Source organism: Roseofilum sp. SBFL (assembly GCF_017746885.1).
Classification (GTDB): Bacteria; Cyanobacteriota; Cyanobacteriia; order Cyanobacteriales; family Desertifilaceae; genus Roseofilum.
In genome coordinates, this window is record NZ_JAGHZH010000034.1 from 55015 (window position 1) to 61144 (window position 6130).

Annotated in this window: 4 protein-coding genes and 1 CRISPR repeat array; of the genes, 2 read left to right on the forward strand and 2 right to left on the reverse strand. The window is 43.0% G+C overall.

Going from position 1 to position 6130, the window contains the following annotated elements; translation table 11 throughout:
* Positions 1-2: 2 nt before the first annotated feature.
* Together J7545_RS03680 and J7545_RS03685 are read right to left on the reverse strand one after the other, a co-directional pair.
* On the reverse strand, positions 3-785 hold the full coding sequence (locus tag J7545_RS03680; RefSeq protein ID WP_318699918.1) for an ABC transporter ATP-binding protein: 783 nt from the start codon (positions 783-785) through the stop codon (positions 3-5).
* A 127-nt stretch (positions 786-912) separates the two neighbouring features.
* Positions 913-1662: a DUF4344 domain-containing metallopeptidase gene (locus J7545_RS03685; protein WP_318719147.1), complete on the reverse strand. Its 750-nt coding sequence runs from the start codon at positions 1660-1662 to the stop codon at positions 913-915.
* Between the two features lie 387 nt (positions 1663-2049).
* Here J7545_RS03685 and J7545_RS03690 point away from each other — a divergent pair, with 387 nt between their 5' ends.
* Both J7545_RS03690 and J7545_RS03695 read left to right on the forward strand, forming a co-directional pair.
* Positions 2050-3540: an FAD-linked oxidase C-terminal domain-containing protein gene (locus J7545_RS03690; RefSeq protein WP_318699920.1), complete on the forward strand. Its 1491-nt coding sequence runs from the start codon at positions 2050-2052 to the stop codon at positions 3538-3540.
* Between the two features lie 87 nt (positions 3541-3627).
* Positions 3628-5520 carry a sensor histidine kinase gene (locus J7545_RS03695; protein ID WP_318719148.1) on the forward strand — a complete coding sequence of 631 codons (1893 nt, stop codon included), beginning with the start codon at positions 3628-3630 and terminating at the stop codon, positions 5518-5520.
* Between the two features lie 43 nt (positions 5521-5563).
* Positions 5564-5968: a CRISPR direct-repeat array (repeat unit 37 nt; unit sequence GTTTCAATCCCTCATAGGGATTTATGTTGGTTTCAAC).
* Positions 5969-6130 lie beyond the last annotated feature (162 nt).

Genomic DNA, 6130 nt, shown 5'->3' on the forward strand with positions numbered 1-6130 from the left:
TCTTAACTGATGACGGGAATCGGGCCCTCTAAGCTCCCGGCGGCAAATTGACGAATATAGGGATTATCCGTGTCATCAATTTCTTCGATTTTGCCATCCCATCGGACTTTACCCTGATGCATGAAGACGATCCGATCTGTGGTGCGGCGAATGGTACTTTCTTGGTGAGTGACCATTACATAGGTACTACAGCCTCCTTGCTTCTCTTTGAGGGAGCGAATCAGGTCTTCAACTACGGTGGAGGCAATGGGATCGAGTCCAGCAGTGGGTTCATCGTAGAGCAGGACTTCGGGATGGTCTTGGGCATCTTGGGGATTTTCCATAATGGCTCGGGCAAAGCTGACTCGTTTGCGCATTCCTCCAGATAGTTGAGCCGGGAAGCGATCGCTAATTCCCGATAATCCCACTAATTCCAGTTTTGTTTCCACCATTTCCCGGATGTGTTTTTGAGGAATTTTGCCTTCTTGATAGAGTCGAAATCCGACATTTTCCGCCACAGTTAACGAGTCAAATAAGGCAGCCTGTTGAAAGACCATACCAATTGTAATCGGATCTTGGATATCTCCCACTAACCCTTCACGCTTTTGTCCAGAGACATAAATTTCGCCAGCATCCGGTTGATGTAAACCCGCAATAATTCTTAGGATCGTGGATTTCCCTGTCCCGGAGGGCCCGATAATCCCTAATGCTTCTCCTTTGTAGATCGTCAGGTTAAGGTTATCTAAAATCCTGCTTTGACCAAAGGTTTGGTAAATACCGCGCAGTTCAATTAAGGGTTCACCCATGAAATATGCATAATTTGGCTGGCTTTTGGCAGTATACTCGATTAAGGGCTATTTGCCAATGTGATGCACAGTGTGAAGAATGTCGGGAATGGGATAGTCTTGTAATTGCCTATTGCCTAGCGTTATATCATTTCCAAAAAGGCTCCAGTAAAGTGCCCCATGCCTCTGATTTTTGCTCGTATTCTTCCTCGCATATTTCCGCCCGCTCTTCCGGTAAATATCCGTCTTCCAGCAGAAATTCAAATTCCTGGCGATCGCTACCATAGATTAAACACACCGTATCATAAAAACGTTGGGAACTCAACGCATGTTCGCCCCAAAAAGGAAGACTTTCGAGATTTTCTGCTTCCTCTGCTGCTTCTGCTTCAAACTGAAACATCCCACTCAATGCTCCCGCATCATCTTCATAAACATCGAGGAGAATAATCGTGGCAAACGTATCAACGGCATCTTCTTCTTTTCCCGTGATTGGGAGTTCGTACAGATCGACTAAAGCATGACCGAGTTCGTGAAAAAAGGTAAATAAACTCGCATCAATAACTGTATCTGCAAAATCCTCTTCAGTTTCACTATTTTCTGTGAAAATTGAGAGAAATTCATCGATCAACTCATAACACATCGTAATGGTCACTGCATTTGGATCGTAATAAGCATTCACTTCATCACAAGTGGTGAAAACAACAGTGATATCTGTTGGAAATACAAGTATTTCGTTTAAATCACTTGCCAGATCGTCATAAAACTCAGTTTCAATCAATGCGGTGCGGATATTTGCCAATACTTCGTCGTCGGTTTCCTCATAACTCATAATAATGTCACCCCTATCTTCGATTTGAGATGGGGAGTCAGAGGCATCAGATATAATTGTGTTGCCCATCGTGCAATTGCTTAAACCGCCTAATAAAGCTAATGAGAGTACACTTTTTGCTAAATACGGATAGCTCTGCTGGCATACTCTATGAACATGATTCATCATTAATTTAGTGATATTGGTCATGGGGTGAGGGCTATCCCTCGATGGAATAGAGGCTATATAGAGTATAGTGGCAGCGTCTGGTGCATCAATACAGGACTTAACTTTGTTCCCTCTTCCCCGTTCCCTGTCGCAGATCGCGGAAACGTCAGCATCTCAAACCGTGACAAAAGGGCGATCGCTTTACGAATAACAACAGTCTCTAGAGAGACCAAAAGAATTATTTTAAGGCGGTAACAACTCCTCGATCTTGGTTAAAGTAGAAACAGTGACTTTTTTTTCTGGATCTCCATGCTCAGTTCGCTCCCCCAAATCTACCGCACTAACTCAGATTGGAAACGTATTATTCGTGACTTTGAACAAGTCCTTGGCCGTAAAAGCGTCATCCAGCGCAAGGAAGAACTTCTAACCTATGAATGTGATGGATTGACCAGTTATCGGGTGCGGCCGAAACTGGTATTACTGCCGCGCGATACGGAAGAAGTGGCAGCAACCGTCAAATTATGCGATCGCTACCAACTTCCCTGGGTAGCACGGGGCGCAGGCACGGGACTCTCTGGGGGCGCTCTCCCCGTAGAAAATGGAGTCTTGATTTCCACGGCATTTATGCGTAATATCCTAGATATTGACCTGGAAAATCAACAAGTGGTGGTGCAACCGGCTGTCATTAATAACTGGGTAACCGAAGCAGTCAGTGGTGCAGGGTTCTATTATGCCCCCGATCCCTCCAGTCAAATTATTTGCTCCATTGGTGGGAATGTAGCGGAAAACTCAGGAGGAGTCCATTGTTTCAAATATGGAGTCACCACCAACCACGTTCTCGGCTTAAAACTGGTGCTTCCCGATGGTTCTATCGTTGATGTGGGTGGAGAAGTACCCGAAATGCCTGGATATGATCTAACAGGATTGTTTGTTGGTTCGGAAGGAACCCTAGGCATTGCCACAGAAATTCGATTGCGGATTATTAAGCAAGCCGAAGCCATTCAAGTCCTGCTCGCTGATTTTACCAGTATTGAAGCCGCAGGAGCTGCGGTTTCTGATATTGTCAGCAGCGGTATTATTCCGGCTGGTATGGAAATGATGGATAACTTTAGTATTAATGCGGTTGAAGATGTGGTGGCCAGCAATTGTTATCCCAGAGATGCGGTTGCCATTCTGTTAGTTGAAGTAGATGGGTTAGAGGTAGAAGTGGCAGAAAATGCTAAACGCATTGCCGAAATTTGCCGCCAAAATGGAGCCAGAGAGATCAAAACAGCGACCGATCCAGAGGAACGTCTAAAATTATGGAAAGGTCGTAAATCAGCGTTTGCGGCGGTGGGTAAGATTAAACCGGATTATTATGTCCAGGATGGGGTCATTCCTCGAACTCAATTGCCCTATGTTCTGGGAGAAATTGAGAAACTGAGTGAAATCTATGGCTATCCGGTGGCGAATGTATTTCATGCCGGAGATGGAAATCTTCATCCCCTATTGCTCTACGATAATTCTATCCCTGGAGCTTTAGAAACGGTGGAGAAATTAGGCGGAGAAATTCTCAAAATCTGCGTGCAAGTGGGGGGAAGTATTTCAGGAGAACATGGTATTGGGGCTGATAAACTCTGTTATATGGAACAGATGTTTACACCCGTAGATCTGGAAACGATGCAATGGGTGAGAAGTGTGTTTAATCCCCGCGGTTTGGCAAATCCTGGTAAGTTGTTTCCAACTCCCAAAAGTTGTGGTGAAGCGGCTCAGTTAAAATCTCAGTTGGCGCAGGAGAATTCCAAAGTGGATCTATTTTAGGTCTAAAATGAATTCCTAGGGTAAGTATGTTAATGTTTATGGCTCGCGATCGCCTCAGCGATACCGAGTATTGTCTCTATGTTCACTATGATCCGCTCTGCAATCAAATTATCGGCATTCAGTAGGCATCGTATTTTCATTTCGGCGATCGTCATGGCGACGATCGCCAGTTCCGCTATTATTGGGTACTACACTTATCAAAGAGCTTATGATGCTCTGCTCAAGAAACTTCAGAATCATGCCCTGAAAGAGGTCAAGGATGGGGTACAAAAGGTCGATCAATGGATTAGTCAGCGCAAGACAGAAGTCGAAACGATCGCTAATAGTCCCACTGCTCGCTCATTAGATTGGGATCGGATTAAGCCTTATTTAGTCCAAGAAGCCGAAAGAATTGAGCCGTTTAATCTTGGAGCCTTTTTTGAGAAAACAGGACGTTTTCATACCAGTCAAGGGAAGACGAATCAGGCTCAAGATCGCCTGTATTTCCAGCGAGCCATGCAGGGGAAAGTGAATGTTTCCGATCCTCTCATTTCCCGTTCTACAGGGTTATTGCAGATTATGGTCATTGCTCCGATCGCTCCAGATGAACCTTTAGATTATCAGCCACAAGGGGCGATCTCTGCTCCAGTCCCCCTAAAACGTTTAACACAAGTCATTGAGCAGTTATCCTATGGCCCAAACAGTTATGCATTTATGCTGGATTCTCAGGGGCTTCCCATTGTTCCTCGCGATCTGGAAATCTTTGGATTTGAAAGCAATGAACCTACCTCATTACTCAAAAATAAAGATCCAGTACTAAGGCTCTTAGCACAACAAATGGTTAATGGGAATCAGGGAATTAATTTAGTCAATTGGTTAGATCGGAAATACTATCTTGCCTATGTACCCCTAAAAGAAGCCAATTTTTCTGTTGCTTTAGTTATCCCTCGCCAAAATATTGACCAAGATTTGCGACCTTTAAATATTCTGGCGTTTATGATAGTTGCCGTTGTCCTGTTGATGCTATTCGTTGTCTGGCGAGCGCAAAACTGGGAACAAAATTATCTGCGTCAAGCCAAAGAAAAATCAGATAAAAATGCCCATGAGTTAAGCGTAGCTTTAGCTGAATTGCAATGGACTCAAGCACAATTAGTTCAAACGGAAAAAATGTCTTCTTTGGGACAGTTGGTCGCTGGAGTTGCCCATGAATTCAACAATCCAGTCAATTTCATTCATGGAAATTTGATTTACGCCCATCAATATTTTAACGATCTAACAGAATTGGTTAAAACTTATCAAGATTATACGCCTAATCCTCCTGAAGAAATTACTCAAAAGCTAGAGGAAATTGATTGGGATTTTTTAGAGCCAGATTTGCACAAGTTGTTGAATTCGATGAAATCAGGTACTGAGCGAGTTCGACAGTTAGTGAAAGGGTTAAGAACTTTTTCTAGTTTAGATGAAGAAGGTCGTAAATTGGTCAATCTGAATGAGCATTTAGATCTTACATTAAGTATTCTAGTGAACCGTTTAAATCCCAAAGTAAGTAGTCAAAAAATCCTGGTGATTCGAGACTATCAAGAATGTCCTTTAATTGAGTGCTATCCTGGGCTTCTCAATCAAGTTTTTCTTAATCTTTTGAACAATTCGATTGATGCTATTGAAGAAGCTGTGCAACAAGGAAAATGGTCAGACCAAAATGTAGAACAACCCCAAATTGAGATTAGAACTGAAGTCCTAAAATCCGGGGAAATTAAAGTAACAATAAAAGATAATGGAGTGGGGATTCCCGATCGGATTAGAGAACGAATTTTCGATCCATTTTTTACTACTAAAGTAGTAGGGAAAGGTACTGGGTTAGGCTTGGCAACTAGTTATCAAATTGTGGTCAATAAACATCAAGGTATTTTGGATTATCATTCAACCTTAAATCAAGGCAGTGAGTTTTATCTTCAGTTACCATCAACTTACAGCGATTTGTGCTGTTGTAGCAGTAAATGAGTGGGTTATCACACTTCTGTCTTCTCTATCTTTGTCCCATCTTTTTTCAATCCCTCATAGGGATTTATGTTGGTTTCAACACTGTTTGTATTTAAACAAAACAGCCTAATTGATCACTGTGTTTCAATCCCTCATAGGGATTTATGTTGGTTTCAACGCTAGCTCATGCGCGGTTGTTGGATTTTCGATATCCCGTTTCAATCCCTCATAGGGATTTATGTTGGTTTCAACATTCAGAATGAGAGACTCCGGTCTTTTACTGGAGTGGTTTCAATCCCTCATAGGGATTTATGTTGGTTTCAACCTATTTGCCTGCAAGCGTTGCTTCCTCTTTTGCCTGTTTCAATCCCTCATAGGGATTTATGTTGGTTTCAACGTTATTTTTAGCGTCGAAGCTTTCGGGGCTGTAGAGTTTCAATCCCTCATAGGGATTTATGTTGGTTTCAACACGAGGTCGGTTCGGGAATGGCAACATACCCCTCTTCTGTCACTCTCCGAAAAGCTAAAGCTTTTCGGAATCGTAGAGTGTAGACAAGGCAGGCGATCGCGCCATTTTTTCTGCATATCAATTCCCAAGAGTATGCATATGGGCAAAAATGAGATCGCCACA